The organism is Hydrogenophaga sp. (assembly GCF_018780075.1).
Lineage (GTDB): Bacteria > Pseudomonadota > Gammaproteobacteria > Burkholderiales > Burkholderiaceae_C > Hydrogenophaga.
In genome coordinates this window covers 1-24,747 of record NZ_JADMKB010000098.1, presented here as the reverse complement: position 1 = coordinate 24,747, position 24,747 = coordinate 1, and the positions used below count along the sequence as shown (strand labels likewise).

Sequence of the window (24,747 nt, the reverse complement as noted above, 5' to 3'; positions counted from 1 at the left end):
TGTCAACTGGAAACTTGACTGATCCCTTGGGCAGGGGAGATCCGCAAGACGGTTGCAATCTCTGTAAAAAACTGTTGTGAAACAAGGTCTTGCAAAGGCCTGTTGGTGTTTTCCCTTGGTGGGTCGTTCATGGCCCGTGGTTTGCAGACGGTCACACACCTGCCTGCATCGGCGGGACCCGGTTCTGCCCCACAACAGCCAACGGAGACAAACCCATGATGGAAACCTTTTACGAGGTGATGCGCCGCAAGGGCATCTCGCGCCGCAGCTTTCTGAAGTACTGCTCGCTCACCGCCACCTCGCTGGGGCTGGCGCCCTCGTTCGTGCCGCAGATCGCGCACGCCATGGAAACCAAGCCGCGCACCCCGGTGCTCTGGCTGCACGGTCTGGAGTGCACCTGCTGCACCGAGTCGTTCATCCGCTCGGCGCACCCGCTGGCCAAGGACGTGGTGCTGTCGATGATCTCGCTGGACTACGACGACACCCTGATGGCCGCCGCCGGCCACCAGGCCGAGGCCATCCTCGAAGAGATCATGACCAAGTACAAGGGCCAGTACATCCTGGCCGTGGAAGGCAACCCGCCGCTCAATGAAGACGGCATGTTCTGCATCCAGTCGGGCAAGCCCTTCATCGAAAAACTCAAGCATGTGGCCAAGGATGCCAAGGCCATCATCGCCTGGGGTTCGTGCGCCTCATGGGGCTGCGTGCAGGCCGCCAAGCCCAACCCCACGCAGGCCACGCCGATCCACAAGGTCATCACCGACAAGCCCATCATCAAGGTGCCGGGCTGCCCGCCCATCCCCGAGGTGATGACGGGCGTGATCACCTACATGCTGACCTTCGACAAGATCCCCGAGCTGGACCGCCAGGGCCGCCCGAAGATGTTCTACAGCCAGCGCATCCACGACAAGTGCTACCGCCGCCCGCACTTCGACGCCGGCCAGTTCGTCGAGGCCTGGGACGACGAGTCCGCGCGCAAGGGCTACTGCCTCTACAAGGTCGGCTGCAAGGGCCCGACCACCTACAACGCCTGCTCCACGGTGATGTGGAACGAGGGCACCAGCTTCCCGATCAAGGCCGGCCACGGCTGCATCGGCTGCTCGGAAGACGGCTTCTGGGACAAGGGCTCGTTCTACGACCGCCTGACCGACATCCACGCCTTCGGCATCGAAGCCAACGCCGATGAGATCGGTGGCACGGCGGCCGGTGTGGTGGGTGCCGCGGTCGCGGCGCACGCCGCCATCTCGGTGGCCAAGCGGGCACGCGACAAGGCCGTCGAGGCCAAAGCGGCGTCCACCAACAGCTGATCCAGACACACGAGGAAGAACACCATGGGTGCTTACGAAACACAGGGCTTCAAGATGGACAACACCGGCCGGCGCATCGTCGTCGACCCGGTCACGCGCATCGAGGGCCACATGCGCTGCGAGGTCAACCTCGACAGCAACAACGTGATCCGCAACGCGGTCTCCACCGGCACCATGTGGCGTGGTCTGGAGGTGATCCTCAAGGGCCGCGACCCGCGCGACGCCTGGGCCTTCGTCGAGCGCATCTGCGGCGTCTGCACCGGCTGCCACGCGCTGGCCTCGGTGCGCGCGGTGGAAGACGCGCTGGACATCCGCATCCCGCTCAACGCGCACCTGATCCGCGAGATGATGGCCAAGACGCTGCAGGTGCACGACCACGCGGTGCACTTCTACCACCTGCACGCGCTGGACTGGGTCGACGTCGTGTCCTGCCTGCAGGCCGACCCGAAGAAGACCAGCGACCTGCAGCAGATGGTGTCGCCCGCGCACCCCATGTCGTCGGCCGGCTACTTCCGCGACGTGCAGAACCGCCTGAAGAAATTCGTTGAAAGCGGCCAGCTCGGGCCGTTTGCCAACGGCTACTGGGGCAGCAAGGCCTATGTGCTGCCGCCCGAGGCCAACCTGATGGCCGTGACGCACTACCTGGAAGCGCTGGACCTGCAGAAGGAATGGGTCAAGGTGCACACCATCTTCGGTGGCAAGAACCCGCACCCCAACTACCTGGTGGGCGGCGTGCCCTGCGCCATCAACCTCGACGGCAACGGCGCCGCCGGCGCCCCGATCAACATGGAGCGGCTGAATTTCGTGCAGGCCCGCATCCAGGAAATGATCGACTTCAACAACAACGTCTACATCCCGGACGTGCTGGCCATCGGCACCATCTACAAGAACGCCGGCTGGCTCTACGGCGGTGGTTTGAGCGCCACCAACGTGGCCGACTACGGCACGTATGAAAAGGTGCCTTACGACCACAGCACGCACCAGCTGCCCGGCGGCGTGATCCTCGACGGCAACTGGGACAAGATCCATCCCATCGACCCGCGCGACCCCGAGCAGGTGCAGGAGTTCGTGAGCCACAGCTGGTATACGTACGGCGACAAAAACGGGGATGACAGCAAGGGCCTGCACCCCTGGGACGGCGTCACCGAGGCCAACTACGCCCCCGAAGGCCCCAACTTCAAGGGCACGCGCACCAAGATCGAGAACCTCGACGAGAGCGCAAAGTACTCGTGGATCAAGAGCCCGCGCTGGCGCGGCCACGCGGTCGAGGTCGGTCCGCTGTCGCGCTACATCCTGGGCTACGCCCACGCCATGCAGGGCAACAAGCACTGCCAGCGCGTGAAGGAGCAGGTGGACGGCGCGGCGGTGGCGATCAACAGCGCGATCCCCAAGGCCCTGGGCCTGCCAGAAACCAACTTCTCGCTCAAGCAGCTGCTGCCCACCACCATCGGCCGCACCCTGGCCCGCGCGCTGGAGAGCCAGTACGCCGCCGAGATGATGATGGACGACTTCAAGCAATTGATCGGCAACATCAAGGCCGGCGACACCAGCACCGTCAACGCCGAGAAGTGGGACCCGTCCACCTGGCCGAAAGAGGCCAAGGGCGTGGGCACGGTCGCCGCACCGCGCGGCATGCTGGGCCACTGGATCAAGATCAAGGACGGGAAGATCGAGAACTACCAGTGCGTGGTGCCCACCACCTGGAACGGGTCGCCGCGCGACACCAAGGGCCAGATCGGCGCCTTTGAAGCCTCGCTCATGAACACGCCCATGGTCAACCCCGAGCAGCCGCTGGAGATCCTGCGCACGCTGCACAGCTTCGACCCCTGCCTGGCTTGCTCGACCCACGTGATGAGCGAAGACGGCCAGGAAATGGTGCGTGTCACTGTCCGTTGAACACCCCAGACCACGAGGAGAAACACATGCAATCGAAAAACATCCGCCGCCTGACCGCCGCCGCGCTGCTGACCGGTCTGGCCGGCGTGGCCCAGGCCCACCCGGGCCACGGTGCCACCAGCCTCATGGAAGGCCTGTCGCACCCCTTCGGCCTCGACCACCTGCTGGCCATGGTGGCCGTGGGCGTGTGGTCGGTCTGTGCCCTGCCGCAGGGCAAGGCCTGGCAAGGCCCGGCCACCTTCCTGCTGGCGCTCGTGGCCAGCGCGGCGCTGGGCGCAGCGGGCGTGAGCCTGCCGTTCCTGGAGCAGGGCGTGGCGCTGTCGGTGGTGCTGTTCGGCGCCATGCTGGTGCTGGCCCGCCAGCCGATGCCGACCGCGATCGGCCTGGGGCTGGTCGCCGCGGCGGCCTCGCTGCACGGCCTGGCGCACGGCGCTGAAACACCGGCCACGGGCTTCGCGGGTTACGCCGCGGGCTTCCTGCTGACCACGGCCGCGCTGCACACCGGCGGCGTGGTCGCGGGTCTGGGCATCCGCCGGGCACTCGCCGGGCGCAGCGGCTGGGCGCTGGGGGGCCTGGGCGCGCTGCTGGGCACCGCCGGCCTGGTGCTCTTCGGTCAGCTGGCGGCCTGACGGCCACCCCGATCCACGGCAACCGTTATTTGGAGGCCACCATGTCCACCACGTCCCCCGAACAGCTCATCGACGCCACCGGCATCGACGAAAGCGCCGTCTCGCACGGCCAGACCACCAAGTCGGTCTATGTGTACGAAGCGCCCGTGCGCCTCTGGCACTGGATCAACGCGGCGTCCATCACCGTGCTGGCCCTCACCGGCTACTTCATCGGCAGCCCGCTGCCGACCATGCCGGGCGAGGCCAGCGCGCACTACCTCATGGGTTACATCCGCTTCGCGCACTTCACGGCGGGCTACCTGCTGGCCGTGGGCCTGATCGGCCGCACCTACTGGGCGCTGGTGGGCAACCACCACGCGCGCGAAATGTTCTGGGTGCCGGTCTTCCAGAAAGCCTACTGGAACGAGGTGCTCACCATGCTCAAGTGGTACGCCTTCCTGATCCCGCGGCCGGGCCGCTACGTGGGCCACAACCCGCTGGCGCGCTTCGCCATGTTCTCGGGCTTCCTGATGCTCACGCTCTTCATGATCGTCACGGGGTTTGCGCTCTACGGCGAAGGCGCACAGATGGGTTCGTGGCAAGAGCGGCTGTTCGGCTGGGTGATCCCGCTGATGGGCCAGAGCCAGGACGTGCACACCTGGCACCACCTGGGCATGTGGGCGCTGATCATCTTCATCACGCTGCACGTGTACGCCGCGATCCGCGAGGACATTATGGGGCGGCAGAGCATCGTGTCCACCATGATTTCCGGCCGCCGAACGTTTAAAGATTGACCCCCCGCGCCGCCTTCGGCGTCACCCCCCAGGGGGCGGCGCTGGAGGCCCGGCAAAGCCGGTTCCTCGGCGCCCTGAGTAGATACCTTTTCTCCGATCCCATTTCCTCATTTGCACCATGTCGCTCTCTGGTCGTCCCCGTTGGCTCGCTGCTGCTTCGGCCCTTCCGCCGATGGGCGTGCCGGTGCGCACGCCCATGCACCCGGGGCGGCTGCTGGCGCGCACCTGCCTGGCGCCGCTGGGCCTGAGCCAGAGCGAGGCCGCGCGGGTGCTGGGCCTGTCACGCCGCCGGCTGCACGAGCTGGTGCACGGCCAGCGGGCCATGTCACCCGACACCGCCATCCGCTGCGCGCGGCAGTTCGGCATCGACGCCGGCTTCTGGCTCGCGCACCAGGCCGCCTGGGACAGCTTCCACGCCTGGAAGCGCCTCTGCGCGCCGACGCCTTCTTCCTCCCACTGACCGTTTGACGGGACCACCCACCATGAGCCTTCTTCCGTCTGAAACCACCTGTCACCCCTCGGGTGACAGCCCGCGTTCGATCTGTGTGCTCGGCATCGGCAACCTGCTCTGGGCCGACGAGGGCTTTGGCGTGCGCTGCATCGAAGCGCTGCAACGCCGTTTCGAGTTCGCCGACCACGTCAGCCTGATCGACGGCGGCACGCAGGGCCTGTATTTGATCCAGCACGTGCAGGCGGCCGACGCGCTGCTGATCTTCGACGCCATCGACTACGGCCTGGAGCCCGGCACGCTGAAAGAGGTGCGCGACGACGCCGTGCCGCGCTTCATGGGCGCCAAGAAGATGAGCCTGCACCAGACCGGTTTCCAGGAAGTGCTGATGCTCGCGCAGCTGACCGAGCAGTATCCCGAGCAGGTGCTGCTGATCGGCTGCCAGCCGCAGGAGCTGGAGGACTACGGCGGCAGCCTGCGCCCGGTCGTGAAGGCCGCGATGGAAGAGGCGCTGGCCCTGGGCGTGGAGCAGATCGCGCGCTGGGGCGGCGAGCCCGTACCACGCCGCACGCCGCTGGGCGAACGCGAGGCGGTGACCATGGACGAACTCGCGCTCGTCGCCTACGAAACGCAGCGCCCGGCACCCGACACCGCCTGCCGGATCGGCGACGACCGCTTCATGCCAAAGGACCTCTGATCATGTGCATCGGCATGCCCATGCAGGTCACCGCCACCGAGCCCGGCCACGCCTGGTGCGAAGGCCGCGGCGAGCGCCGCCGCGTCACCACCGCGCTGGTCGGTCCGCTGGCGCCGGGCGACTGGTTGCTGGTGTTCCTGGGTGATGCGCGCGAGCGCATCGACGCCACCCGCGCGGCGGAAGTCAACAGCGCGCTGGACCTCGTGCTCGGCGCCATGCAGGGCTTGGATGCCAGTGGCGACGCGGGCTTTGTGCTGCCCTCACAGATGACCGCCGAGCAGCTGAAGCAGCTCTCTGGACAGCACTGACATTCAACCGGACAAACACACAGGAGACCCCATGAACACCGCCACAGAAACCCCCAGCCGCGCCTTTGCGCTGCCCGTGCCCGACACCAACCCCGCGCCGCCGCTGGTGATGCGCCTGGCGCGCGACTTCGGTGCCGCGTGGGTCGAAGAGACCACCGTGGCCGCGTGGAGCGCGGGCGGCGGCGACCGCGTCGTGCTGCTGGCCGGCGACCCGGTGCGTTTCCCCGAAGGCCAGGACGTGGCGGCCGTGTTGCCCGAACTCCTGAAGACCTTCGCCCACCGCTTCCAGATCGCCGTGGTGCCGCGCGACCACGAGGACGCGGTGGCGCGCCGCTACGGTTCACAGCGCTGGCCCACGCTGCTGTTCTTCCGCGACGGCCACTACGTGACCGCCATCGCCGGCATGCAGGACTGGGACGTGTACCTGAGCGGCGTGGCCGCCGCGCTCACCATGCCGCCCTCGCGCCCGCCCACCATCGGCATTCCCGTGGTGAGCCAGGGCGCCGCGGCCAGTGACAGCGGATGCCATTGAAAAGACCGACCGACAGACAAGGACACCCCATGAAAGACTTCCCCATCCCCCTCGTCGCCCTCGGCCCGGGCACCCAGTCCGAAGATGAATCGCTGGACTACCTGCCCATGCCCAAGGACATGGACACCTACCGCCCGCCGGTGCTGCCCGAGCCCGAAGAGCTGGCCGGACGCGACGCGGCCCGCTCGGTGCTCGGCCAGGTGCTGGCGCTGCTCGACCGCACTGCCGAGCGTGGCCCCGGTGGCCAGGTGTCGCTGACCGAATTGCCCGCGGCCGACCTGCGGCTGGTCAACCAGATCCTGGGCGAAGGCGAGGCCAGCGCCCTGGTGCGCGAAGAGGACGGCGCGCTCGAAGTGCGCATCCAGGAGGCGGTGCTGGCAGGCGTGTGGCGCCTCATCACCTTCCGCACCGTGGACGGCGAGCGCACGCTGATCGACGACGTGATCGAGGTCGGCCCGGTGCCCGCGCTGCTGCGCGCCATCGCGGTGAACGACGTGTGGCCCCAGGGCACCCAGCCGCAGTGGGCCGGCCCGCTGCCGCCCAACGTGCAGAACGCGCCCCTGCTGGTGGAAGAAATTCGCGACCAGGTCGCGGGATGGAAACCCGGCCAGGTGTCGCACGTGGTCAACCTCACGCTGCTGCCGGTCACGCCCGAAGACATCGGCTTTCTGGACCACCACCTCGGCACCGGCCGCGTGCTCATGCTCTCGCGCGGGTACGGCAACTGCCGCATCTCCAACACCCGCTTGCCGAACTGCTGGCGCGTGGTGTACTACAACTCGATGGACAAGGTGATCCTCAACACGGTCGAGGTCGTGGACATGCCCGAGGTGGCCATGGCCGCCCCCGAAGACCTGCGCGATTCGCACGAGCGCCTGGCCGACGTGATGAACTATCTAGAGGGCGTTTGATCATGGCTGGCGCGGACCACTCCCAAGGGTTTGAAGGTTTTGAAGGCTCGTACCTGGGCAACCGCGACGTGCTCCGCCCCGGCTCGCGCCTCGAATGCAAGATCTGCTGGTGGGTCTACGACCCCGCGCTCGGCGACCCGCAGTGGCAGATTGCCCCCGGCACACCGTTCGCCGATTTGCCCGCGCACTGGCGCTGCCCGAACTGCGATGGCGATGCCGAGCAGTTCCTGATGCTGGAGGATTGACATGGACCCCCTGCGCCGCTCCGCGTCTTCCCCCTCGCAGGGAGACCCCACCAGCAGCCCGGCAGCGCCGGTTCTGCGGTGTGTGCGGGACATGCGCGTGCAGGCCCTGGTGGACTTCTACCGCCACGTGCAGACCGAGCGCATGCAGGGCATCCCCTTGCTGAACCCGGCGCTGTCGGTCGAGGCGGTGGGCTTCGAGTGGGCCGAAGGCGAAGAGGGTGCCGGGCCGGTGGCCGAAGGCGTGCTCGTCACACCCTGGTTCATGAGCCTGCTGCGCCTGCCTTCGGTGAACCTCCCCCACGGCCACCGCGTGGGGCGCAAGGCCGTGCGGAACTTCGGCAGCGAACGGTTTGACTTCATCGGCGCACACGATCCCGCCATCGGCTACCACGAGACCTGCGCGCTGTTTTCCCCCATGAACGGCTTCACCGGACAGGACCTGGCGCGCGAGACCGCGCTGGCTTCGCTGGCGCTGGTCCGTCACCAGCCCGAACCCGACGCGGTGCCGCCCGTGGCGGCCGAGCCGCTGCCGCCGCGCCGCGGATTTTTCATGGCCCGCCGGCCGGGCGCGGGAGCACCCGCATGAACCTGGCCACCCCGGTGAACGATCTGTCCGCGCTGGCCGGCCGCCTGCGCGTGGTGCCGGGCGCGTCGCTGCCGCTGGCCCTGCAGAGCAGCCGACAGGATTGGGCGCCGCGCCTGGCCCGCGGTCAGGCCGTGTGCGCTTTGCCCGGCCTGATGGCCAGCCTGTTCAACCTCTGCAGCCACGCGCACCGCCTGTGTGCCCAGCTCGCCATCGACGCCGCCGCGCCCGGCCTGCTGCCTGCGCCGCAACAGGTGGCGCAGCGACTGCGCACCGAGACCGCGCAGGAGCACGTCCGCCGCATCGGCCTGGACTGGCCGCGCCTGCTGGCCGCCGACGCTCAGGGGGCGTGGGCGGCCCCGGCACAGGCCGCGCTGCAGGCCTGTCCGCTGCTCGCGCCTGCGGCCGCCGCCGCGGCCGACCCCTGGCCCGCCACGCTCGCCTGGCTGGAGGATCAGCTGCTGCAGATGCCGGCCACCACCTGGCTTCGCGCCTGGCAGGCCTGCGGCGCCGACTGGCTGCTCGACTGGAGCCACCGCCACACCGGCTGGCTGCCCACGCTGCTGCGCGCCGCGCGCGAGGCCGACACCGGGGTCCTGCTGGACCCGGCCACCGCGTTGCGTGCCCACGCGGACGTTGCGGGTCAACGCAGTGTGTCCGCTGCGCTGGCGCTCACGTCCGGCTTCGCGTTGCACCCCTTGTGGCACGGCTCACCTGCTCATACCGGCCACTGGACGCGCCTGAACGACCTGCCCGGCGGCCTTCCGCTCACGCCATGGGCGCTGCTGGGCAGCCGCATCGCCGAACTGATCCGCCTCTGCAAGCCCGATGCGCCAGGGCAGGGCGGCGCGGGTTGGCTGTCCTTCGGGTCGCTGAACACCGGGCCGCATCAGGGCATGGCGTGGGTGGAAATGGCGCGCGGCCTGCTGGTGCACGAGGTGGAGATCGACCGCACGGGTGGCGAGGCGCGCGTGGCCGCCTGCCGCGTGCTCGCACCGACCGAATGGAATTTCCACCCGCAGGGTGTGGTGGCGCAATACATCGCTGCATTGGACGCCACCGAGCCCACCGCGACCGTGGAGCGCCGCGTGCGCCTGCTGATGGCCGCGTTCGATCCCTGCGTGCCGTTTGATGTGACGCACGATGTACCAACCGTGAAGGAGGCACAACATGCATGAAGCCAGCCTCGCCGGCGGTGTGTTGCAGCTCGTCGAAGACACGGCGGTGAGCGAAGGCTTTTCTCGTCTGCTGTCGCTGCGGCTCGAAGCCGGCCAGCTCGCGGGCGTGGACGTGCGCGCCCTGCGTTTCGCGCTGGAGAGCCTGGCGCCTGGCACCGTGCTCGAAGGGGCATTGATCGAGATCGAAGAACCGCCCGGCCAGGCCTGGTGCATGGGCTGTGCCCAGACCGTGGCCATCAACCAGCGCGGCGATGCCTGCCCGGCCTGTGGCAGTTACCAGCTGCAGCCGACCGGTGGTCAGGAGCTGAGGGTGATTGACATGCAAGTCAGTGATGATGGATAGGAAGCACCCCCTGCGCCGCTTCGCGGCTTCCCCCTCTCTCGCCTTCGGCGGGAGGGGGACCGCTCCTGCGGCCCGGCGAAGCCGGTTCCGCGGTGCGACTGGGCAGCTGCCCTTGGCTTCGGACGGTGTTTCGATGAACAGAACAAAGGAGAACCAACATGTGTGTCGTTTGCGGATGCAGTGACAACAGCCCGGGCCATGCCCGACATATCCAGACCCACGGGGGCGAAGCCGGCGTGGTGCAGGTGAACCCCGGCAACGGCGACCTGCACTTCGGCGCGGGTGCGGCCCGGGTCTCGGTGCCTGGCATGAGCCAGGCGCGCGCCATCAAGCTGGAGACCGACATCCTCGGCGCCAACAACCGCGTGGCCCAGCAGAACCGCGCGCACTTTGAAGCGCACGGCGTGACCGCGCTCAACCTCGTGTCCAGCCCCGGCTCGGGCAAAACCACGCTGCTGTGCGCGACCATCGAAGCGCTCAAGGTCCACGCGCCCGGCCTGCACGTCGCCGTGATCGAAGGCGACCAGCAGACCAGCTTCGACGCCGACCGCATCCGCGCGACCGGCGCGCCCGCGATCCAGGTCAACACCGGCAAGGGTTGCCACCTCGACGCGCCCATGGTGAGCGAGGCCTTCGCGCAACTGCACAGCCACGACCACCACGATCACGGGCACGGTCATTCGCACGACCACCATCACAACGACGGCCATAGCCTGCTGTTCATCGAGAACGTGGGCAACCTGGTCTGCCCCGCCGTGTGGGACCTGGGCGAGGCCGCCAAGGTCGCCATCCTCTCGGTCACCGAGGGCGAAGACAAGCCGCTCAAATACCCCGACATGTTCGCGGCAGCGCAGCTGATGATCCTCAACAAGACCGACCTGCTGCCGCACGTGAAGTTCGACGTCGCGCGCTGCATCGAACTGGCCCGGCGTGTGAACCCCGCCATTGAAATCATTCAGCTCTCGGCCACCACCGGCGAAGGCATGGACGCCTGGTTGCACTGGCTCGACCACGCCATGGGCCATGGGCACCACCACGAAGAGCCCGCACCCTCGGCGTCCGAAGCGGCGCTGCGGGACCGTGTGGCGCAGCTCGAAGCCGAGCTTGCAAAAGCCCGCGCAGCATTGAACCCCCACGCTCCGCCGCTTCGCGGGTCGCTGCCCCCCGAGGGGGCTGGTTTCGCCTTGGGGCGGCCCGGCGGCGAAACCCCCCTCTCCGCCGACGCCGCGCTCTGACGCCATGAACACAGCGCCTTTGCCCTCCGTGCTCGCCTGCGGCGCCTGGCTGAAAAATGCCGCCTGCCTGCTGGTGGACGGCCGACCGCTGTGGTCGGCGGTGCACGGCGACCTCAGCGACCCCGCCGCCTGCGCCGCGCTCGACACCTGGGTGCAGGCCCTCCTGGCCGGCCACGGCGCGCCCATCGCGGCGGTGGCGCACGACCTGCACCCCGACTTCTTCAGCACCCAGCTCGCGGTGCGGCTCGCCGCCGCGCTCGGTGTGCCCGCCATCGGCGTGCAGCACCACCACGCGCACATCGCTGCCGTGGTGGCCGAACACGGCATCGAAGGTCCTGTGATCGGCCTCGCCCTCGACGGCGTGGGCCTCGGAACGGACGGCCAAGCCTGGGGCGGTGAACTGCTCTGGATGCACGGCGCACAGTGGCAGCGCCTGGCCCACCTGATGCCACTCGCTTTGCCCGGCGGCGACCGCGCCGCGCGCGAGCCCTGGCGCATGGCGGCGAGCGCGCTGCACGCGATGGGCCGTGGTGAGCAGATCGCTTCACGTTTCGCGCCGCAGGTCGGTGAGGCCGTGGCGTCGGGTGTGCAGCAGATGCTGGTAAAAAACCTGAACTGCCCAACCACCAGCAGCACCGGCCGCTGGTTCGACGCCGCGGCCGGCGCGCTGGGCCTGAGCGTTCGACAGACCGACGAGGCCCAAGCCGCCATCGCGCTCGAAGCCGCCGCCACGCGCTGGCTCGCCCAACACCCCGACACCGCGGCGCTGCCCGGCGCCATGATCGACCCGCACAACCGCCTCGACCTGCGCGGCCTCCTGCCCGCGCTGTTCGACGCCACCGCCGAGGGCGTGGACGCCGCCGCCGCGGGCTTCCACCTTGCGCTGGCCGACGCGCTGGCCGACTGGGCCACACAGGCCGCCCACGAACGCGGCAGCCGCGACGTGTGCCTCGGCGGCGGCTGCTTCTTCAACCGCATCCTGCGCGAGCGCGTGACCCTGCGCCTGCAGGCCGCGAGCCTGCGCGTGCACCGGCCGCTGGACAAAGGCTGCGGCGACGCTGGTCTCGCGCTCGGCCAGGCCTGGGTCGCCGCCCAGCAACTGGCCGTGATCGCTCCACAAGAACAAACCACGAAGGAAACAGAACCATGTGTCTAGCCATTCCCGCCCAGCTGGTGGAGTTGCGCCCCCACGACCAGGCCGTGGTCAACCTCGGCGGCATCCGCAAAGAGATCTCCATCGCGCTGGTGGAGGGGGTGCAGGTGGGCGACTACGTGATCGTGCACGTGGGCCACGCCATCGGTGTGATCGATCCGGAGGAAGCGGCGAGGACCCTGGCCTTGTTCGCTGAGATGCAGGCGGTTGCCGGCGCGGAGGTCCAGCCATGAAATACATCGACGAATTCCGCGACGGCGACCTCGCCCGCCAGATCGGCGCCCGCATCGCCGCCGAAGCCCACCCGGACCGCCACTACAGCTTCATGGAGTTCTGCGGCGGCCACACGCACGCCATCAGCCGCTACGGCGTGCTGGAGCTGCTGCCGCCCAACGTGCGCATGATCCACGGCCCGGGTTGCCCGGTCTGCGTGTTGCCCATCGGCCGCATCGACCTCGCGATCCGCCTCGCGCTGGAGCGCAACGCCATCGTCTGCACCTACGGCGACACCATGCGCGTGCCGGCGTCAGACAGCCTGTCCTTGATCAAGACCAAGGCGCGCGGCGGCGACATCCGCATGGTCTATTCGGCCGCCGACGCCATGGCCATCGCGCGCGCGAATCCGCAGCGCGAGGTGGTGTTCTTCGCCATCGGTTTCGAGACCACCACGCCGCCCACGGCGCTCGCCATCCGCGACGCGGCGCGCGAAGGCCTGGCCAACTTCAGCGTCTTGTGCTGCCACGTGCTCACGCCCTCGGCCATCACCCACATCCTCGAATCGCCCGAGGTGCGCCAGCTCGGCACCGTGCCCATCGACGGCTTCATCGGCCCGGCGCACGTGAGCATCGTCATCGGCTCCGCGCCCTACGAGCACTTCGCCGAGGAATACCGCAAGCCGGTGGTGATCGCCGGCTTCGAGCCGCTGGACGTGATGCAGGCCATCCTGATGCTGGTGCGCCAGGTCAACGAGGGCCGCGCCCATGTGGAAAACGAGTTCACCCGCGCCGTCACGCCCGAGGGCAACCTCAAGGCGCAGGCCCTGGTGTCCGAGGTGTTCGAGCTGCGGCCGAGCTTCGAGTGGCGCGGCCTGGGCGAGGTGCCCTACAGCGCGCTCAAGATCCGCGAGGCCTTTGCCGCCTTCGACGCCGAGCGCCGCTTTGACCTGAGCTACACGCCCGTGGCCGACAACAAGGCCTGCGAGTGCGGCGCCATCTTGCGTGGCGTGAAGAAGCCGACCGACTGCAAGATCTTCGGCACCGTCTGCACGCCGGAAAACCCGGTCGGTTCCTGCATGGTGTCGAGCGAAGGCGCCTGCGCCGCGCACTATACCTACGGCCGTTTCCGCGACATCCCCATCGTCGCCGCCGCCCCTGCCACCGAAGAGGCCACCCCATGAGAACCGACATCGAACAAGCCGCCGGTGGCGAGGCGCCAGCGCCCAGGCCGGTGAAGAAGAACTACATCCGCCCGCTCGACATCAAACACGGCCGCATCGACATGGGCCACGGCGCGGGCGGCAAGGCCGCGGCGCAGCTGATCGAGGAGCTGTTCCTCGCGGCCTTCGACAACCCATTCCTGCGCCAGGGCGACGACGGCGCGGTGCTGACGTTGCCGGCCTTCGAACCGGCGCAGGGCCGGCTCGTGATGGCGACCGACGGCCACGTGATCTCACCGCTGTTCTTTCCCGGTGGCGACATCGGCTGCCTCTCGGTGCACGGCACGGTGAACGACGTGGCGATGTCGGGCGCGAAGCCGCTGTACCTGAGCGCCAGCTTCATCATCGAAGAAGGCTTCCCGCTGATCGACCTGCAGCGCATCGTGAAGTCCATGGCCGCCGCCTCGCGCGAGGCCGGTGTGCCCGTGGTCACGGGCGACACCAAGGTGGTGGAAAAAGGCAAGGGCGACGGCGTGTTCATCAGCACCACCGGGGTCGGCGTGCTGCCGCCGGGCGTGTCGATCAGCGGGCGCCACGCGCGAGCGGGTGATGTGGTGCTGCTCTCGGGCAGCATCGGCGACCACGGCGTGGCCGTGCTGTCGCAGCGCGAATCGCTGGCCTTCGAGACCACCATTGAAAGCGACACCGCCGCGCTGCACACCCTGGTCGCCGCCATGCTCGCGGCCGCCCCGGGCGCCGTGCGCGTGCTGCGCGACCCGACGCGCGGCGGCCTCGCCACCACGCTCAACGAGGTGGCGCGCCAGTCGGGCGTGGGCATGCTGCTGCAGGAGGCGGCGATTCCCGTGAAGCCGCAGGTCGACGCGGCCTGCGAGCTGCTGGGCCTGGACCCGCTCTACGTGGCCAACGAAGGCAAGCTGATCGCGGTGGTGGCGCCCGAGTTCGCCGATGCAGTGCTTGCCGCGATGCGCGCGCACCCGCTGGGGCAGGACGCGGCGCGCATCGGCGAAGTGACGGCCGACCCGCACCACTTCGTGCAGATGGCCACGCGCTTCGGCGGGCGGCGGGTGGTGGACTGGCTGAGTGGGGAGCAACTGCCGAGGATCTGTTGACTCCCCCGCGCCGCCTTCGGCGTCACCCCCCAGGGGGCAACGCTGGCGGCCCGGCGAAGCCGGTTCCGCGGCGTTCTGGGTTGGGGCACTTCGCGTCGGGTGATGAGAGCCATATCGTTGAGGTCGGGGCCCATAACAAAAGAGACGAGGAGACGGGCATGTCGAGTGGGGTGTTTCAGAAGACCGAGAGCGGCAAGGCCGAGATCGCCCGTCGGCAGGCGGGGCTGTCGCCCGCCACGCGCACGGTGCTGATCATGGTGAACGGCAGCGATGCGGTGTCGGCGCTGATGGCGCGTGGCCTGCCGCAGCTGCAGGGGCATCTGGACACGCTGCTGGCACTGGGCTTGATCGAGCCGGTGGTGGCGCGTGCCACGCCGGTGGTCTCAGCACCTCCGGCCGTCACGCCACCGCCCGTGGCGCCCCCCGCGAGCGAGCGGCGGCCGAACGCCGCGCCACCGGCCGCCGTGCCCCACCTCGACACCCTCCGCCGCAAGGCCATGGTGCATCTCGGGAACCATTTCGGACCCGACACGCCCCTCGTGGCGCAGGCCCTGCTGGCCGCGCGCACGGCCGCCGAGTTCAACGCGGCGCTGGACGGCATCGAGTCCAAACTCGCCATCTACCTGGGGCGCAAGCAGGCCGCGCGCGAGCTGCTGGCGCTGCGCCCCGCCACCTGAAGACCCGATGAACCCGCTGCGCATCCTCCTGCTCTGCCACAGCTTCAACAGCCTCACCCAGCGGCTGTTCGCCGAGCTGCGCGCGGCGGGCCACACCCTGAGCGTGGAGCTCGACATCGCCGACAGCGTGACCGAAGAGGCCGTGGCCCTGTTCCGGCCCGACCTGGTGCTGGCCCCGTTCCTCAAGCGCCGCATCCCGGCCACCGTGTGGCAGCGCGTGACCTGCCTCGTGGTGCACCCCGGCCCGCCGGGCGACCAGGGGCCGTCGGCGCTGGACTGGGCGGTCTGGCGCGGCGAGCCGCACTGGGGGGTGACGGTGCTGCAGGCCAACGGCGATTTCGACGCCGGCCCGGTCTGGGCGCACGCGGCATTTCCCATGCGCGAGGCCACCAAAGGCAGCCTGTACCGCCGCGAAGTCACGCAGGCCGCGCTGCAGGCCACGCTGGCCGCCGTGCATCGCTTCGCCGGTGGTGAGCGCGAGGCGCCGATCTGGACCGACGGGGCACCGCTGGTGCGCTGGCAGCCGTTGCTGCGCCAGAGCGAACGCGCGATTCACTGGGCCGACGACAGCACCGCCACCGTGCTCGCCAAACTCCGCAGCGGCGACGGCCAGCCCGGCGTGCTCGACACGCTCTGGGGCCAGCCCTGTTACCTGGGCGATGCCCACCCGGCCAGTGCCGCAACGATGGCCGAATTCGCAGGCACCGCGCCCGGCGCCCCGCTGGCCGTGCGCGACGGCGCGCTGCTGCGCCGCACCGTGGACGGCGGCGTCTGGATCGGCCAGGCCCGCCGCGCCGACCCGCCCGGCACGCCGCCCGCGCAGGGCAGCTTCAAGCAGGTGGCGGCCGAGCTGTTTGCGCTGGAGGCCGCGGGCCTGCCGCAGCGACCGGTGTCGCTGGAGCGCTCGCCCGACGAGTGGGGCGAACTGCGCTACACCGAACACGGCCCCGAGGGCGCGCGCGTGGGCTGCCTGAGCTTCGACTTCTACAACGGCGCCATGTCCACCGCGCGCTGCGAGCGCCTGCGCACCGCGCTGCAACAGGTGCGCGAGCGCGACACGCAGGTGCTGCTGCTGATGGGCGGCGAGGGCTTCTTCAGCAACGGCATCGACCTCAACAGCATCGAGGCCGCCGCGCACCGTCCGGGCGACAGCGCGGCCGACGCCTCGTGGCGCAACATCCACGCCATGAACGATGTGGCGCTCGCGGTGCTGCAGACCACCGACCGGCTCACGGTCAGCGTGCTGCGCGGCAACGCGGGCGCGGGCGGTGCCTTCCTCGCGCTCGCGGCCGACCAGGTGTGGGCGCATGGCAGCGTGGTGCTCAACCCGCACTACAAGAACATGGGCAACCTCTACGGTTCCGAGTACTGGACCTACCTGTTGCCGCGCCGCCTGGGCGAGGCCGGTGCGAAGGACCTGATGGCGCAGCGCCTGCCGCTGCTGGCGGCAGAAGCGCAACGCATCGGCCTGATCGACCACAGCGACGAGGGGCCGCGAGACGGCTTCGAAACACGTTGTCTGCGGCGCGCGCTGGCCCTGGCCGGCTCCTACAATGAGAGCGGGGAGCCAGAGGCCAAACAGGCCCGGCGCGAGCAGGACGAGGCCCGCCGTCCGCTGGCCCATTACCGCGAACAGGAACTGGCGCGCATGCACCGCAACTTCTACGGCTTCGATCCCAGCTACCACGTGGCGCGCCACCACTTCGTGCACAAGCAGCCGCACGCGTGGACGCCGCGGCACCTCGCGGTACATCGATGACCCCCCGTTGCTTGCTCACTGCGTGTAGCCGCATACCCCCCAGGGGGCAACACCTGTCGTCCGGCAAAGCCGGCCCGACGGTGTTCGCCGATGGAGGCACTTCGTTCGTGTGGCTCGTGCGCTCTGGAAAGATGCGTTGACCGTGACACCTCCCCTCATGTCAGATGCCCTGCCCACCGTGCTCGTGGTGGACGACGAGGTGCGTTCGCAGGACGCGATGCGGCGCACGCTGGACGAGGACTTCACGGTGTTCACCGCCAGCAGCGCCGAGGAGGCGCGCGGCCTGCTGGAGCGCCAGCCGGTGAGCGTGATCCTGTGCGACCAGCGCATGCCGGGGGTCACCGGGGTGGCCTTTCTGAAAGAGGTGCGCGAGCAGTGGCCGGAGACCGTGCGCATCGTGATCTCGGGCTACACCGACAGCGAAGACATCATCGCCGGCATCAACGACGCCGGCATCTACCAGTACATCCTCAAGCCCTGGGCGCCCGACCACCTGCTCGACTCGGTGCGCAACGCGGTCGAGGCGCAGGTGCTGCAGCAGCAGACCGCGCGGCTGGATCTGGAGCTGCGCACCAGCACGCGCGTGCTGCGCCAGCGCACCGCCAGCCAGATGGCGCAGGCGCGCAGCCACTTCGGGTTTGACCGCATCGTGCGCGCGCCGGGCAGCCCGCTGGACCTGGTGTGCGAGATGGCCCAGCGCGTCGCGCGCTACGACATCCCGGCGCTGGTGCTGGGCGAATCCGGCACCGGCAAGGAGCTGCTGGCGCGCGCCATCCATTACGCCTCGCGCCGCCTGTCTGGGCCGTTCGTGGTCGAGAACTGCGCCGCCATCCCCGACTCGCTGCTCGAATCCGAGCTCTTCGGCCACAAGCGCGGCGCCTTCACCGGCGCCTTCGAAGACCACCTGGGCCTGTTCCAGCGCGCCAGCGGCGGCACCGTGTTCCTCGACGAGATCGGCGAGACCTCGCCGGCGTTTCAGGTCAAGCTGCTGCGCGTGCTGCAGGAGGGCGAGGTGCGGCCCGTCGGCGGCGCGCGCCCGGTGCCGGTGGACGTGCGGGTGATCGCCGCCACCCACCGCCACCTGGAACAGCGCGTGCGCGACGGCCTGTTCCGCGAAGACCTCTACTACCGCATCGCCGGCATCACCATCACCGTGCCGCCGCTGCGCGAGCGCATCGCCGACATCCCGCCCATCGCGCGCCAGATCGCGCTGGACGTGGCGGCCGAGCTGGGCCACCCCGGCGCCAGCCTGCCCGACGAGACCCTGGCCTGCCTGCTGGCCTACCCCTGGCCCGGCAACATCCGCGAGCTGCGCAACGAGATCGCGCGCGCCATGGCCTTGCACGAGGGCGCGCAGCTGCCGCCGGCGGCCTTCTCGCCGCGCGTGCTGCAGGGCCGCGCCGCAGGGGGCGCCGACAACCTGGCCGCCGCCATCCCGAGCAGCGGCACGCTCACCGAGCGGCTGGACGTGATCGAGGCCATGTTGCTGCGCGAAACCCTGCTGCGCCAGCGCTGGAACAAGACCCGCGCGGCGCAGGAACTGGGCCTGTCGCGCGTCGGTTTGCGCAGCAAGATGCAGCGCTTCGGACTGGACAAGCCGTGACATCGGGCCCCCAAGCGCCTTCCCACCTGCGGTGCGAATCCGGGGCTCCACCGCTGCGCGGGTCGCTGCCCCAGGAGGGGGATGGGCCCCGGTCCATGCCGGGGCCGGGGGCTGATCCGGCTTGGGGCGGCCCTGCGCCGGATCGCCTGAGCCCCGATCACCAGGCGCTCGCCGATGTGGTGCTGGCCCGCTGGGGCCACGATCCGCACGCGCTGGTGCAGGTGTTGCGCGAGACGCAGGCGTTGACCCACTGGCTGCCGCGTGGCCTGCTGGCGCACATCGCGCAGGCGCTGGGCCTGCCGCTGGCCCAGGTCGAAGGCGTGGCCACCTTCTACCGTTTCTTTCACACCCGGCCCGTGGGGCGGCTGCGGGTGCTGTTCTCCGGCAACATCACCGACCGTTTGTTGGGCAGCGAAGCCCTGTTGTTCCGGCTCTGCGAACGTCTGGGTGTGGCGCCGGGCGAGACCGACGCCCAGGGCCGGTTCAGCGTGGACCGGTGCTCGTGCACCGGCCTGTGCGACCAGGGGCCGGCGCTGCTGATCAACCACCACCAGGTCATCACCCGCCTCGACGCCGACCGGGTGGACGCGCTCGCCGCGCTGATGTTGTCCGAGGTGCCGGTGGGCGATTGGCCCGCCGACTGGTTTCATGTGGACAACACGGTGCACCGCGCCGATGCGCTGCTGAGCGGCCTGCCGGTGGACGCGCCGGCCTTGTCCGCTGTGATCGCGCGCGAGCCACAGGCCCTGATCGACGAGCTGACCCGCGCCGGCCTGCGCGGGCGCGGCGGTGCCGGCTTTCCGACCGCGCGCAAGTGGCAGGCCTGTCGCGATGCCAGCGGCCCGCTGCGCTGCGTGGTCTGCAACGCCGACGAAGGCGAGCCCGGCACCTTCAAGGACCGTGCCCTGCTCAGCGACCACGCCGACGCGGTGTTCGACGGCATGACCATCGCCGCGCGCGCCGTGGGCGCGCAGCAGGGCTGGCTCTACCTGCGCGGCGAATACCGCTACCTGCTGCCGCACCTGCAAGCGGTGCTGGAGCGGCGCCGTTCGCAAGGCTTGCTCGGCGCCTCGGTGGGTGGTGTTCCGGATTTCTGCTTCGACATCGGCATCCACCTCGGCGCCGGCGCCTACGTGTGCGGCGAGGAGTCGGCGCTGATCGAATCGCTGGAAGGCAAACGTGGCGCGCCGCGCATCCGCCCGCCGTTCCCGGTGGAGCGCGGTTACCTGGGGCGCCCGACCGTGGTCAACAACGTCGAGACCTTTGTGGCGGTGGCCCACATCGCGCGGCGCGGCGGCGCCTGGTGGTCCGGCATCGGCCTGGCGTCGTCCACCGGCACCAAGATCCACTCGGTCTCGGGCGACTGCGAGCGCCCGGGCCTCTACGAATACCCGATGGGCACGCCCATTGCGCAGATCCTGGCCGACTGCGGCGCCCGGGACGCCCAGGCGGTGCAGGTGGGCGGCCCCTCGGGCCGCTGCGTGCCCGCCTCGGGCTTTCACCGGCGCATCGCGTTCGACGACGTGCCCAGCGCCGGCGCCTTCATGGTCTTCAACCCATCGCGCGACCTGTTCGAGGTGGCGCGGCATTTCGCGCGCTTCTTCGCGCACGAAAGCTGTGGCCTCTGCACGCCCTGCCGCGTGGGCACCGAGCTGGTGGTGCGGCGGCTGGACAAGCTGGCCCACGAACGCGGCGCCGGGCGCGGCTCCGCCTTCGACCTGCAACGCCTGCACGAGCTGGATGAGCTGCTGCACAGCGGCACGCACTGCGGCCTCGGCGCCTCGGCCTGCAACCCGCTGCGCGACACGCTGACCCACTTCGGAGAGGTCTACACATCGCGCACGGGCACGCCGCAGTTCGAGCCCGAGTTCGATCTCGACGCCGAGCTTTCGGCTGCGCGCCGCGTGACCGGCAGGACCGATCTCGGCGCCCACCTGCACACGGAGCACAAGCCATGACTGGACCGCGCAACGACACCCCGGCGGTGTTCCAGTTCGACGGCCAGCCGGTGCCGCTGCAACCCGGCGACACCATCCTGCAGGCCGCGCAGCGCGCGGGCCACGAGGTGCCCCACCTGTGCTGGCACCCCGAGGTCTCGGCCAGCGCTTCCTGCCGGGTCTGCACGGTGCACGTGGACGGCAGGCCAGTAGCAGCCTGCACCACGGCCGCCGCCGCGGGCCAACGCGTGGACTGCCACACCGCTGATCTGCGGGGGCAGCGGCTGCGCCTGCTGCAGATGCTGTTTGTCGAAGGCAACCACTTCTGCCCCGGCTGTGAAAAAAGCGGCGACTGCCTGCTGCAGCACCAGGCCGAACGCGCCGGCATGACCGACCTGCATTTCGAAGCGCTCAACCCCGAACGCCCGGTCGACGCCAGCCACCCCGACGTGCTGTTCGAACCCAACCGCTGCATCCTCTGCCAGCTCTGCGTGCGCGCCAGCGACGAGCTCGACGGCAAGCAGGTGTTCGCCATCGGCGGCCACGGCATCGCCACGCACCTGCTGATCAACAGCGCCAGCGGCCGCCTGGGCGACAGCGCGCTGTCGGTGCATGACCGCGCGGCCCACATCTGCCCGGTGGGCGCCCTGTTGCCCAAGCGGGTCGGCTTTGCGGTGCCCATCGGCCAGCGAACCTTCGACGATGAGGAGACGCGCGGATGAACACAGACACCTCTGCCCCCCGCAAGCTGCGCGTGGCCACGGTCTCGCTGGCCGGCTGCTTTGGCTGCCACATGTCCTTTCTCGACATCGACGAGCGCCTGTTCGAGCTCATCGAACACATCGAATTCGACCGCTCGCCGCTGACCGACATCAAGACCGTGGGGCCGTGCGACATCGGCCTGGTCGAGGGCGGCCTGTGCAACGCCGAAAACGTCGAGGTGCTGCGCGCCTTCCGCGCCAACTGCCGTGTGCTCGTGGCGGTCGGCGCCTGCGCCATCACCGGCGGCCTGCCCGCCTTGCGCAACCACCTCGATGTCGGGGACATGCTGCAGGCCGTCTACGGCACGGTGCCCGACGACCCCGAACTCCCGCTGCCGCTCAACAAGGTGCACCCCATCCATGAGGTGGTGCGCATCGACCACTCGCTGCCCGGCTGCCCCCCGTCGGCCGATGCCTTCTGGCAGTTCTTGCAGGACCTCATCGCCGGGCGCGAGCCAGCGCATGGCCTGATTCGTTACGACTGAGACCATGACCACCCCTTCGCTCGAAACCGCCGCCGACCCGCAGGGCCTGCGCCGCATCGTGATCGATCCGGTCTCACGCGTCGAGGGCCACGGCAAGGTCACGCTGCTGCTGGGCGAGGACAACCGCATTCAGCAGGTGCGGCTGCACATCGTCGAGTTCCGCGGCTTCGAGCAGTTCATCGTCGGCCGGCCCTACTGGGAGGTGCCGGTGATGGTGCAGCGCCTGTGCGGCATCTGCCCGGTCTCGCACCACCTGGCCGCCACCAAGGCGTTGGACCGCGTGGTCGGCGGCTGGCCGGTGCCCGAAGCCGCCGACAAAATCCGCCGCCTCATGCACCACGGCCAGATCGTGCAGAGCCACGCGCTGCACTTCTTCCACCTGTCCTCGCCCGACCTGCTGTTTGGCTTTGATGCCGACGTCGCTCAGCGCAACATCGTCGGCGTGGCGATGGCGCACCCGGAGGCCGCGCGCCAGGGCGTGATGCTGCGCAAGTTCGGCCAGGAGGTGATCCGCATCACCGCCGGCAAGCGGGTGCACGGCACCGGCTCCATACCCGGTGGCATGAACCGCGCGGTGGACCCGACCGAGCGCGACACCCTGCGCGCGCAACTGCCCGAGGTGCTGGCCTGGGCCGAGGCGGCCGTGGACCTGGCCGAGCGCCTGCACACCGGCTTGCCTCAGCACCTCGTCGGCTTTGCCGAGACACCGGCGGCCATGATGTCGCTGGTCGGCCCCGGCGGCGCGATGGAGTTCTACGACGGCACGCTGCGGGTGCGCGAGGCCGACGGTCGCATGGCTGTCGACGGCTTCGAGGACCAGCGCTACCGCGAGCTGATCGGCGAGGGCGTCAAGCCCTGGACCTACATGAAGTTCCCCTACCGCCTGGCCCTGGGGCCAGACGCCGGCTGGTACCGCGTCGGTCCGCTGGCGCGGCTGCAGAACTGCGACTTCATTTCAACCCCTCGCGCCGAAGCGCGGCGCCAGGCCTTCGTCGCGGCGCACGGCGGCCGGCCGGTGCACGCGGTGCTGGCCACCCACTGGGCGCGCATGATCGAGCTGCTGCACGGTGTGGAAGTGGTGGCCGACCTGCTGAATGACCCGGCCATCCTCGGGGGTCCGCTGCTCGCCACCGGTGAGCGCCAGCGCAGCGGTGTCGGCATCATCGAAGCGCCGCGCGGCACGCTGATCCACGAGTACGAGGTGGGTGACGACGACCTCGTCACGCGCTGCAACCTGATTGTCTCGACCACCCACAACAACCAGGCCATGAACGAAGCCGTGCGCTCGGTCGCGCTGCAGTACCTCGACGGCCAGACCATTACCGAGCCGCTGCTCAACCACATCGAGGTGGCCATCCGTGCCTACGACCCCTGCCTGTCGTGCGCCACGCATGCGCTGGGCCAGATGCCGCTGGCCGTCACGCTGCGCGATGCAAAGGGCGAGGTGCTCGACCACGTGCACCGTTCGTCCAGCGGCGACACCGTGCGCGGTACCCGGCCGCACTCGGCGGAGGCGGCGCTGTGAGCACCACGGTGGCGCAGCTGCTGGTGTTCGGCTGGGGCAACCCGGGCCGGGGCGACGACGCGCTGGGACCGCTGCTGGCCGAACAACTGGCCGGATTGGCGCAGATGCCGTCGGGCCGGCTTGAGTGCCTGACCGACTTCCAGCTGCAGGTCGAACACGCGCTCGACCTCGTGGGCCGAGAACGGGTGCTGTTCGTGGACGCCGCCTTCGGCCTGCAGACCCCGTTTGTTGTGAGTACCGTGAAGCCCGCACCGAATGCTGGCTTCACCACCCACGCACTCGCGCCCGAGGCGCTGCTGCAGGTCTACCGCGAGCTGGAGCGCGCCGAGCCGCCGCCTTGCACGCTGCTCGCCATCCGCGCGCAGCGCTTCGAACTCGGCGAGGCACCGGGCGAACAGGCGCTGGCCGATCTGGCCTTGGCCCTGGCCTGGGCCACCGAGTGGGCACAGCTGCCCGAGGAGGTTTCCACATGAATGTGCTCTGGCTTCAAAGTGGCGGCTGCGGCGGTTGCAGCATGTCGCTGCTGTGCGCCGATACCACCGATTTCCAGGGCCACCTGCGCGACGCGGGCGTGCACCTGCTGTGGCACCCCTCGCTGTCGATGGCGAGCGGCGAAGAGGTGATCGCGCTGCTGCACTCGGCGCTGGACGGCGGCACCCGGCTCGACGCGCTGTGCGTCGAAGGCTCGCTGCTGCGTGGCCCGAACGGCACGGGGCGTTTCCACATGCTGGCCGGCACCGGCCTGCCCATGATCCACTGGGTGCGCGAGCTGGCGGCGAAAGCACAACACGTGCTGGCGGTCGGCAGCTGCGCGGCCTGGGGTGGCATCACCGCCGGCGGCGACAACCCCACCGACGCCTGCGGCCTGCAGTACGAGGACGACCGCATCGGTGGCCTGCTCGGCGCGGACTTTCGCTCAACCAGCGGCCTGCCAGTGATCAACATCGCGGGTTGTCCGACGCACCCGAGCTGGGTGATCGACACGCTCATGGCGCTGGCCGCCGACGGCTTCGAGGCCGACGACCTCGACCCGCTGAACCGCCCGCGTTTCTACGCCGACCAGCTGGTGCACCACGGCTGCACGCGCAACGAGTACTACGAGTTCAAGGCCAGCGCCGAGAAGCCGTCCGACCTGGGCTGCATGATGGAGCACATGGGCTGCAAGGGCACGCAGGTGCACGCCGACTGCAACACCCGCCTGTGGAACGGCGAGGGCAGCTGCACGCGCGGCGGCTACGCCTGCATCGCCTGCACCGA

The 24,747-nt window shown here is 69.7% G+C and carries 27 protein-coding genes; all 27 read left to right on the top strand.

The window, feature by feature from the left end; all coding sequences use genetic code 11:
* The first annotated feature begins 218 nt into the window (after window positions 1-218).
* On the top strand, window positions 219-1,307 hold the full coding sequence (locus IV088_RS15940; RefSeq protein WP_291104170.1) for a hydrogenase small subunit: 1,089 nt from the start codon (window positions 219-221) through the stop codon (window positions 1,305-1,307).
* 24 nt (window positions 1,308-1,331) lie between these two features.
* Window positions 1,332-3,203: a nickel-dependent hydrogenase large subunit gene (locus IV088_RS15935; protein WP_291104062.1), complete on the top strand. Its 1,872-nt coding sequence runs from the start codon at window positions 1,332-1,334 to the stop codon at window positions 3,201-3,203.
* A 26-nt stretch (window positions 3,204-3,229) separates the two neighbouring features.
* The gene (locus IV088_RS15930; RefSeq protein ID WP_291104059.1) at window positions 3,230-3,832 is read left to right on the top strand and encodes a HupE/UreJ family protein; all 603 of its coding nucleotides are present in this window, start codon (window positions 3,230-3,232) and stop codon (window positions 3,830-3,832) included.
* Between the two features lie 41 nt (window positions 3,833-3,873).
* The gene (gene cybH, locus IV088_RS15925) at window positions 3,874-4,605 is read left to right on the top strand and encodes a Ni/Fe-hydrogenase, b-type cytochrome subunit (protein ID WP_291104056.1); all 732 of its coding nucleotides are present in this window, start codon (window positions 3,874-3,876) and stop codon (window positions 4,603-4,605) included.
* Between the two features lie 118 nt (window positions 4,606-4,723).
* Complete coding sequence (locus tag IV088_RS15920) at window positions 4,724-5,065, top strand: HigA family addiction module antitoxin (protein ID WP_291104053.1); 342 nt, start codon at window positions 4,724-4,726, stop codon at window positions 5,063-5,065.
* Between the two features lie 22 nt (window positions 5,066-5,087).
* Complete coding sequence (locus tag IV088_RS15915) at window positions 5,088-5,750, top strand: HyaD/HybD family hydrogenase maturation endopeptidase (RefSeq protein WP_291104051.1); 663 nt, start codon at window positions 5,088-5,090, stop codon at window positions 5,748-5,750.
* A gap of 2 nt (window positions 5,751-5,752) precedes the next feature.
* Window positions 5,753-6,058 carry a HypC/HybG/HupF family hydrogenase formation chaperone gene (locus tag IV088_RS15910; RefSeq protein ID WP_291104048.1) on the top strand — a complete coding sequence of 102 codons (306 nt, stop codon included), beginning with the start codon at window positions 5,753-5,755 and terminating at the stop codon, window positions 6,056-6,058.
* Window positions 6,059-6,089: 31 nt separating this feature from the next.
* On the top strand, window positions 6,090-6,590 hold the full coding sequence (locus tag IV088_RS15905; RefSeq protein ID WP_291104045.1) for a hydrogenase: 501 nt from the start codon (window positions 6,090-6,092) through the stop codon (window positions 6,588-6,590).
* Between the two features lie 29 nt (window positions 6,591-6,619).
* Window positions 6,620-7,501, top strand: a complete 882-nt coding sequence (locus IV088_RS15900) for a hydrogenase expression/formation protein (protein ID WP_291104042.1) — start codon at window positions 6,620-6,622, stop codon at window positions 7,499-7,501.
* A gap of 2 nt (window positions 7,502-7,503) precedes the next feature.
* Window positions 7,504-7,746 carry a rubredoxin gene (locus IV088_RS15895; protein WP_291104039.1) on the top strand — a complete coding sequence of 81 codons (243 nt, stop codon included), beginning with the start codon at window positions 7,504-7,506 and terminating at the stop codon, window positions 7,744-7,746.
* Between the two features lies 1 nt (window position 7,747).
* Entirely contained in the window at window positions 7,748-8,332 is a 585-nt protein-coding gene (gene hybE / locus IV088_RS15890) for a [NiFe]-hydrogenase assembly chaperone HybE (protein ID WP_291104037.1), read from the top strand.
* On the top strand, window positions 8,329-9,507 hold the full coding sequence (locus IV088_RS15885; protein WP_291104034.1) for a hypothetical protein: 1,179 nt from the start codon (window positions 8,329-8,331) through the stop codon (window positions 9,505-9,507). Before hybE ends, IV088_RS15885 begins: the two co-directional genes overlap by 4 nt.
* The gene (locus tag IV088_RS15880; protein WP_291104032.1) at window positions 9,500-9,850 is read left to right on the top strand and encodes a hydrogenase maturation nickel metallochaperone HypA; all 351 of its coding nucleotides are present in this window, start codon (window positions 9,500-9,502) and stop codon (window positions 9,848-9,850) included. The genes IV088_RS15885 and IV088_RS15880 overlap by 8 nt, the downstream gene beginning before the upstream one ends.
* A 158-nt stretch (window positions 9,851-10,008) precedes the next feature.
* The gene (hypB, locus tag IV088_RS15875; protein WP_291104030.1) at window positions 10,009-11,085 is read left to right on the top strand and encodes a hydrogenase nickel incorporation protein HypB; all 1,077 of its coding nucleotides are present in this window, start codon (window positions 10,009-10,011) and stop codon (window positions 11,083-11,085) included.
* 4 nt (window positions 11,086-11,089) lie between these two features.
* Window positions 11,090-12,241: a carbamoyltransferase HypF gene (locus IV088_RS15870; RefSeq protein ID WP_291104027.1), complete on the top strand. Its 1,152-nt coding sequence runs from the start codon at window positions 11,090-11,092 to the stop codon at window positions 12,239-12,241.
* Window positions 12,232-12,471 (top strand): HypC/HybG/HupF family hydrogenase formation chaperone, encoded by a 240-nt coding sequence (locus IV088_RS15865; protein ID WP_291104025.1) that lies wholly within the window; start codon window positions 12,232-12,234, stop codon window positions 12,469-12,471. Before IV088_RS15870 ends, IV088_RS15865 begins: the two co-directional genes overlap by 10 nt.
* Window positions 12,468-13,634 carry a hydrogenase formation protein HypD gene (hypD, locus tag IV088_RS15860; RefSeq protein ID WP_291104022.1) on the top strand — a complete coding sequence of 389 codons (1,167 nt, stop codon included), beginning with the start codon at window positions 12,468-12,470 and terminating at the stop codon, window positions 13,632-13,634. Before IV088_RS15865 ends, hypD begins: the two co-directional genes overlap by 4 nt.
* A complete protein-coding gene (hypE, locus tag IV088_RS15855) occupies window positions 13,631-14,743 on the top strand; it encodes a hydrogenase expression/formation protein HypE (RefSeq protein WP_291104019.1) in 1,113 nt (370 codons plus the stop codon). Before hypD ends, hypE begins: the two co-directional genes overlap by 4 nt.
* 158 nt (window positions 14,744-14,901) lie before the next feature.
* Window positions 14,902-15,420, top strand: a complete 519-nt coding sequence (locus tag IV088_RS15850) for a hypothetical protein (protein WP_291104008.1) — start codon at window positions 14,902-14,904, stop codon at window positions 15,418-15,420.
* Window positions 15,421-15,427: 7 nt separating this feature from the next.
* Window positions 15,428-17,179, top strand: a complete 1,752-nt coding sequence (locus tag IV088_RS15845) for an enoyl-CoA hydratase-related protein (protein ID WP_291104005.1) — start codon at window positions 15,428-15,430, stop codon at window positions 17,177-17,179.
* A 157-nt stretch (window positions 17,180-17,336) separates the two neighbouring features.
* A complete protein-coding gene (locus tag IV088_RS15840; RefSeq protein ID WP_291104002.1) occupies window positions 17,337-18,782 on the top strand; it encodes a sigma-54 dependent transcriptional regulator in 1,446 nt (481 codons plus the stop codon).
* 95 nt (window positions 18,783-18,877) lie between these two features.
* Complete coding sequence (locus IV088_RS15835; protein ID WP_291103999.1) at window positions 18,878-20,740, top strand: NAD(P)H-dependent oxidoreductase subunit E; 1,863 nt, start codon at window positions 18,878-18,880, stop codon at window positions 20,738-20,740.
* Window positions 20,737-21,441, top strand: coding sequence for a 2Fe-2S iron-sulfur cluster-binding protein (locus IV088_RS15830; RefSeq protein ID WP_291103996.1), 705 nt, complete (start codon window positions 20,737-20,739; stop codon window positions 21,439-21,441). The genes IV088_RS15835 and IV088_RS15830 overlap by 4 nt, the downstream gene beginning before the upstream one ends.
* Window positions 21,438-21,965: an NADP oxidoreductase gene (locus tag IV088_RS15825; protein ID WP_291103993.1), complete on the top strand. Its 528-nt coding sequence runs from the start codon at window positions 21,438-21,440 to the stop codon at window positions 21,963-21,965. The genes IV088_RS15830 and IV088_RS15825 overlap by 4 nt, the downstream gene beginning before the upstream one ends.
* Window positions 21,966-21,969: 4 nt before the next feature.
* Window positions 21,970-23,490, top strand: coding sequence for a Ni/Fe hydrogenase subunit alpha (locus IV088_RS15820; protein WP_291103990.1), 1,521 nt, complete (start codon window positions 21,970-21,972; stop codon window positions 23,488-23,490).
* Window positions 23,487-23,963, top strand: coding sequence for a hydrogenase maturation protease (locus IV088_RS15815; RefSeq protein WP_291103986.1), 477 nt, complete (start codon window positions 23,487-23,489; stop codon window positions 23,961-23,963). Before IV088_RS15820 ends, IV088_RS15815 begins: the two co-directional genes overlap by 4 nt.
* Window positions 23,960-24,747, top strand: a 788-nt coding sequence (locus tag IV088_RS15810; protein WP_291103984.1) for a HupU protein, incomplete at its 3' end; no start/stop codon positions are given. The genes IV088_RS15815 and IV088_RS15810, both read left to right, overlap by 4 nt.

Excerpts from the sequence above, each read along its gene's own strand:
- IV088_RS15940 (WP_291104170.1), top strand. The coding sequence starts at position 219 with ATGGAAACCTTTTACGAGGTGATGCGCCGCAAGGGCATCTCGCGCCGC.
- IV088_RS15935 (WP_291104062.1), top strand. The coding sequence starts at position 1,332 with ATGGGTGCTTACGAAACACAGGGCTTCAAGATGGACAACACCGGCCGG.
- IV088_RS15930 (WP_291104059.1), top strand. The coding sequence starts at position 3,230 with ATGCAATCGAAAAACATCCGCCGCCTGACCGCCGCCGCGCTGCTGACC.
- cybH (WP_291104056.1), top strand. The coding sequence starts at position 3,874 with ATGTCCACCACGTCCCCCGAACAGCTCATCGACGCCACCGGCATCGAC.
- IV088_RS15920 (WP_291104053.1), top strand. The coding sequence starts at position 4,724 with ATGTCGCTCTCTGGTCGTCCCCGTTGGCTCGCTGCTGCTTCGGCCCTT.
- IV088_RS15915 (WP_291104051.1), top strand. The coding sequence starts at position 5,088 with ATGAGCCTTCTTCCGTCTGAAACCACCTGTCACCCCTCGGGTGACAGC.
- IV088_RS15910 (WP_291104048.1), top strand. The coding sequence starts at position 5,753 with ATGTGCATCGGCATGCCCATGCAGGTCACCGCCACCGAGCCCGGCCAC.
- IV088_RS15905 (WP_291104045.1), top strand. The coding sequence starts at position 6,090 with ATGAACACCGCCACAGAAACCCCCAGCCGCGCCTTTGCGCTGCCCGTG.
- IV088_RS15900 (WP_291104042.1), top strand. The coding sequence starts at position 6,620 with ATGAAAGACTTCCCCATCCCCCTCGTCGCCCTCGGCCCGGGCACCCAG.
- IV088_RS15895 (WP_291104039.1), top strand. The coding sequence starts at position 7,504 with ATGGCTGGCGCGGACCACTCCCAAGGGTTTGAAGGTTTTGAAGGCTCG.
- hybE (WP_291104037.1), top strand. The coding sequence starts at position 7,748 with ATGGACCCCCTGCGCCGCTCCGCGTCTTCCCCCTCGCAGGGAGACCCC.
- IV088_RS15885 (WP_291104034.1), top strand. The coding sequence starts at position 8,329 with ATGAACCTGGCCACCCCGGTGAACGATCTGTCCGCGCTGGCCGGCCGC.
- IV088_RS15880 (WP_291104032.1), top strand. The coding sequence starts at position 9,500 with ATGCATGAAGCCAGCCTCGCCGGCGGTGTGTTGCAGCTCGTCGAAGAC.
- hypB (WP_291104030.1), top strand. The coding sequence starts at position 10,009 with ATGTGTGTCGTTTGCGGATGCAGTGACAACAGCCCGGGCCATGCCCGA.
- IV088_RS15870 (WP_291104027.1), top strand. The coding sequence starts at position 11,090 with ATGAACACAGCGCCTTTGCCCTCCGTGCTCGCCTGCGGCGCCTGGCTG.
- IV088_RS15865 (WP_291104025.1), top strand. The coding sequence starts at position 12,232 with ATGTGTCTAGCCATTCCCGCCCAGCTGGTGGAGTTGCGCCCCCACGAC.
- hypD (WP_291104022.1), top strand. The coding sequence starts at position 12,468 with ATGAAATACATCGACGAATTCCGCGACGGCGACCTCGCCCGCCAGATC.
- hypE (WP_291104019.1), top strand. The coding sequence starts at position 13,631 with ATGAGAACCGACATCGAACAAGCCGCCGGTGGCGAGGCGCCAGCGCCC.
- IV088_RS15850 (WP_291104008.1), top strand. The coding sequence starts at position 14,902 with ATGTCGAGTGGGGTGTTTCAGAAGACCGAGAGCGGCAAGGCCGAGATC.
- IV088_RS15845 (WP_291104005.1), top strand. The coding sequence starts at position 15,428 with ATGAACCCGCTGCGCATCCTCCTGCTCTGCCACAGCTTCAACAGCCTC.
- IV088_RS15840 (WP_291104002.1), top strand. The coding sequence starts at position 17,337 with ATGTCAGATGCCCTGCCCACCGTGCTCGTGGTGGACGACGAGGTGCGT.
- IV088_RS15835 (WP_291103999.1), top strand. The coding sequence starts at position 18,878 with ATGCCGGGGCCGGGGGCTGATCCGGCTTGGGGCGGCCCTGCGCCGGAT.
- IV088_RS15830 (WP_291103996.1), top strand. The coding sequence starts at position 20,737 with ATGACTGGACCGCGCAACGACACCCCGGCGGTGTTCCAGTTCGACGGC.
- IV088_RS15825 (WP_291103993.1), top strand. The coding sequence starts at position 21,438 with ATGAACACAGACACCTCTGCCCCCCGCAAGCTGCGCGTGGCCACGGTC.
- IV088_RS15820 (WP_291103990.1), top strand. The coding sequence starts at position 21,970 with ATGACCACCCCTTCGCTCGAAACCGCCGCCGACCCGCAGGGCCTGCGC.